Genomic DNA, 3,303 nt, shown 5'->3' with positions numbered 1-3,303 from the left:
GCGGCCGGGCGCGCGTGGCGGCGGCCGTGGCGGGGGCGGCCCTGGCCGGGGCGGTGGCCGGGTCGCGGTTGTTCGCGCAGGGGTGTTCGCCGGATCCGCGGATCGACCGCACCACCCTGGCCCCGACCACCGGCCTCGATCCGGCCCACCTCGGAGCGGGTGGTGCGCCGCCGCGCCGAGGTCGCGGATGAGTCGTTCGCGACCTCGGAGCGGGCTGCCGTGGGGACCGGCTCTGCACCATCGGGGCTAGCGGACCAGTTTCGCCAGCGGCCGCGCCAGGTCTCCGCGGGCGCCGACGGTCACGCCCGACAGCCCCAGCCACTCGGCCATGTGCCGCAGCTCGGCCGCCAGCTCCGGCAGGACCCGGGCCACGTCCGCGCCCTCCTCCGCGAACGCCCCCTGCACCCGCAACACGCCCGCCGCGCGGTCGGACTTCAGGTCCACGCGGGCGACCAGCTCCCCGTCCAGCAGGAACGGGAACACGTAGTACCCGTACACCCGCTTCGGCTCCGGGACGTAGATCTCGATCCGGTAGTGGAAGCCGAACAGCCGCTCGGTGCGGGCGCGCTCCCAGATCAGCGGGTCGAACGGGCACAGCAACGCCCGGCCGGCCACGTTCCGCGGGGTCCGGGCCGAGGCGTGCCGGTACGCCACCTGCTTCCAGCCGCGGATCGCGACCGGCTCCAGCTCGCCCGCCTCCACCAGCTCCGCCACCGCCTGGCGGGCCGGGGCCGGGCCGAGGCGGTAGTAGTCGCGCAGGTCCGTCTCCGTCGCCACGCCCAAGGCCCGCGCCGAACGCGAGATCAAGCCCCGGGCGCCTTCCTCCGCGGACACCGAGCGGGCCAGGACCTCCGGCGGGACCACCCGCTCGGTCAGGTCGTACAGCCGCTCGAACGACCGGCGCGTGCCCGTGGTCAGCTGGCCGATGCCGAACAGGTACTCGCAGACGCGCTTGACCTCCGAGCGCTCCCACCACGAGCCCGGCCCGCGCCGCTGGGCGTCGGCCTCCACCGCCCGCTCGATGCCGCCCGCGCCGATCGGGCCGAGTTCCTTGACCACCGACAGGATCTCGTCGACCAGGCCCGGCGACTTCTCGATCAACGGCCCGTAGTGCCGCCACCAGCCGTCGCGCTTGGCGCCCGAGCGGATCAGCGGCCAGTCTTCGACCGGGAGCAGGCTCGCCTCGTGCGCCCACGTCTCCACCAGCAGCCGCGGGCGGCGCGCCGAGTTCGCCCACGCCGCTTCGTCGAGCATGGCCGGGTCGTACCCGCCCAGCCGCGAGAACACCGGCATGTAATGGGCCCGGACCGCGACGTTCACCGAGTCCAGCTGCAACAACTGGACCCGCGACAACACCCGTTTCAGGTGCTGCCGCGAAGGCACGCCGGACGGACGCGGGTCGGTGAAGCCCTGTGCGGCCAGGAACGTCTTCCGGGCCGTCGAAACGCTGATCGTCTGCATGGTGCGCTCATGGTGCCACCCACCACCGACAAAAACCGGCGCCCCGATATCTTCAGCGGATGAGCGACGCCGCCGTCCGTCCCGCCGACCTGTCCGACGCCGCGGAGATCGCCCGCATCCAGCGCGAAACCTGGCACGCCGCCTACGAGGACCTGCTCGGCAAGCAGGCCCTCGCGCAGCTGGACGCCACCGACCTCGCCGGCACCTGGGCCGAGACCATCGACTACCCCGGCAGCCTCGTCCACGTCGCCACCGAGGGCGAGTTCACCGTCGGCTTCTGCGTCGCCGGCCGCGCGCCCGAGGACGAGGTCGCCCAGGCCGACGGGAGCCTGCCCGAAGACGCGGAGACGACCGGGCTGATCGCCACCCTGCTCGTCGAACCGCGCTGGGGCCGCCGGGGCCACGCCGGACGGCTACTCGCGACGGCCGCCGCGGGCCTGCGGGCCGACGGCGCCACCCGCGGCATCGCCTGGGTCGCCCAGGGCGACCACGCCACCCTCGGCTTCTACCGCCGGGCCGGCTGGAACCCCGACGGCACCGTCCGCACCCTCGACACCGGCGAGCGCACCCTCCGCGAGGTCCGGCTCACCGGCACCCTCGACCTCACCCTGAGCTGAGTCCCGGAAGATCACCCACCGCATCACGGCGTACATGAACACGCCTTCGCACGCGCCCGCGAGCAGCCGTGAGACGTGGTATTCGACGCCCAGCGCCGTCAGGCCCGCGCCCACACCCAGCAGGAACGCCGCGTAATTGACAGCAATCGCCACGATGTAAAGGCCGAGCTGGATTCCGACGGCGGCGTGGGAATGGAAGTTGAACGTCCGGTTCAGCGCGAAGCTCAGCCCGAGCGCGCAGACGTACGCCAGCGTGATCGCCAGCCACACCGGCCAGCCGAGCAGCCCGTGGAACACGGTCAGCAGCGCGAGGTCGACGCCGAACGTGAACCCGTTGATGAGGCAGAAGCCGAGAAACGTCGGCGCCACGATCCGCGACAGACCCAGTGGCAGCACGCGCACCACGGCCCGGCAGAGGGCGCCGAATCGGTCAGCGGGCGTACGGGATTGCTCGGCGGCCACCCCGCCAGTGTTCCGACGGGAGGTGACGGGCAGCCGTCCGGCAGGTGATCTTCTGGTGCGGACCACCCGCCGAACAGGGGGGCCAACCCCCGTGCGCCGAGATTTCGAACTGATAACTTGAAAGAACGCGAGCGAATTTCAGGAGGTGACACGATGAGCTGGATCCTGCTGACGCTGGGCGTCGCGTTCGGTTCGGCCATCGTGCCGCTGGTCAACGCCGAGATCTTCCTGATCGGGCTGTGCGCGAGCCAGCCGGGGCTGCACTGGCTGTGGCTCGGGGCGGCGGTGGCGGTCGGGCAGATCGCCGGGAAGACGCTCTACTACCTCGCCGCGCGCGGCACGATCAAGCTGCCGAAGCCGCTGCACGACCGGCTGCACCGCGAGCGCCCGATGACACCCCGGCGGGTGCGCTGGCAGCTGCGGACCAAGCGGCTGCGCGCCTGGGTCGACCGCTTGCGCGAGCGGTGCCACCGGCACCCGCACTGGATGGCCGGGACGTACGGGGTGAGTTCCCTGGTGGGCCTGCCCCCGTTCATGGCGACGAGCGTGCTGGCCGGCCTGGTCCGGATGCGGCTGGTCATGTTCCTGACGACGGGACTGGCCGGCCGGTGGATCCGCTTCAGCCTGATCGCGGCTTCGCCCGCGGTGTTCGCCGGCTGGCTGCACCACTGACCTCGCGCCCCCAAGCGCCCCAATGTGGCGTGGGGGGGGGGTGGAGGACCCCCACCAACACCGGACACCAAACCACAAAAAAACACAAAAA

At 72.2% G+C, this 3,303-nt stretch carries 4 protein-coding genes and 1 pseudogene; 3 read left to right on the top strand and 2 right to left on the bottom strand.

Features of this window, described 5'->3' with window-relative positions; genetic code table 11:
• On the top strand, positions 1–191 hold a 191-nt coding region (locus tag ACWEVN_RS47315), incomplete at its 5' end, for a hypothetical protein (protein ID WP_452055637.1).
• Between the two features lie 55 nt (positions 192–246).
• Here the strand turns inward: ACWEVN_RS47315 and ACWEVN_RS47310 are convergent.
• On the bottom strand, positions 247–1,461 hold the full coding sequence (locus tag ACWEVN_RS47310; protein ID WP_452055636.1) for a winged helix-turn-helix domain-containing protein: 1,215 nt from the start codon (positions 1,459–1,461) through the stop codon (positions 247–249).
• Positions 1,462–1,520: 59 nt separating this feature from the next.
• On the opposite strand from ACWEVN_RS47310, the gene ACWEVN_RS47305 reads away from it, so the two are divergent.
• Positions 1,521–2,078, top strand: coding sequence for an N-acetyltransferase family protein (locus ACWEVN_RS47305; protein ID WP_449687610.1), 558 nt, complete (start codon positions 1,521–1,523; stop codon positions 2,076–2,078).
• Positions 2,079–2,144: 66 nt separating this feature from the next.
• Here the strand turns inward: ACWEVN_RS47305 and ACWEVN_RS47300 are convergent.
• Positions 2,145–2,375: pseudogene (locus ACWEVN_RS47300) on the bottom strand (GtrA family protein); the annotation flags it as partial.
• A gap of 318 nt (positions 2,376–2,693) precedes the next feature.
• Between ACWEVN_RS47300 and ACWEVN_RS47295 the strand changes: the two are divergent.
• The gene (locus ACWEVN_RS47295) at positions 2,694–3,212 is read left to right on the top strand and encodes a hypothetical protein (RefSeq protein ID WP_449687611.1); all 519 of its coding nucleotides are present in this window, start codon (positions 2,694–2,696) and stop codon (positions 3,210–3,212) included.
• The last annotated feature ends 91 nt before the right edge of the window (positions 3,213–3,303 follow it).

The organism is Amycolatopsis sp. NPDC003861 (genome assembly GCF_053605405.1).
Note: the sequence above shows the minus strand (reverse complement) of the source record. Positions and strands in the feature narration are given on the sequence as shown.

Excerpts from the sequence above, each read along its gene's own strand:
- ACWEVN_RS47310 (WP_452055636.1), bottom strand. The coding sequence starts at position 1,461 with ATGCAGACGATCAGCGTTTCGACGGCCCGGAAGACGTTCCTGGCCGCA.
- ACWEVN_RS47305 (WP_449687610.1), top strand. The coding sequence starts at position 1,521 with ATGAGCGACGCCGCCGTCCGTCCCGCCGACCTGTCCGACGCCGCGGAG.
- ACWEVN_RS47295 (WP_449687611.1), top strand. The coding sequence starts at position 2,694 with ATGAGCTGGATCCTGCTGACGCTGGGCGTCGCGTTCGGTTCGGCCATC.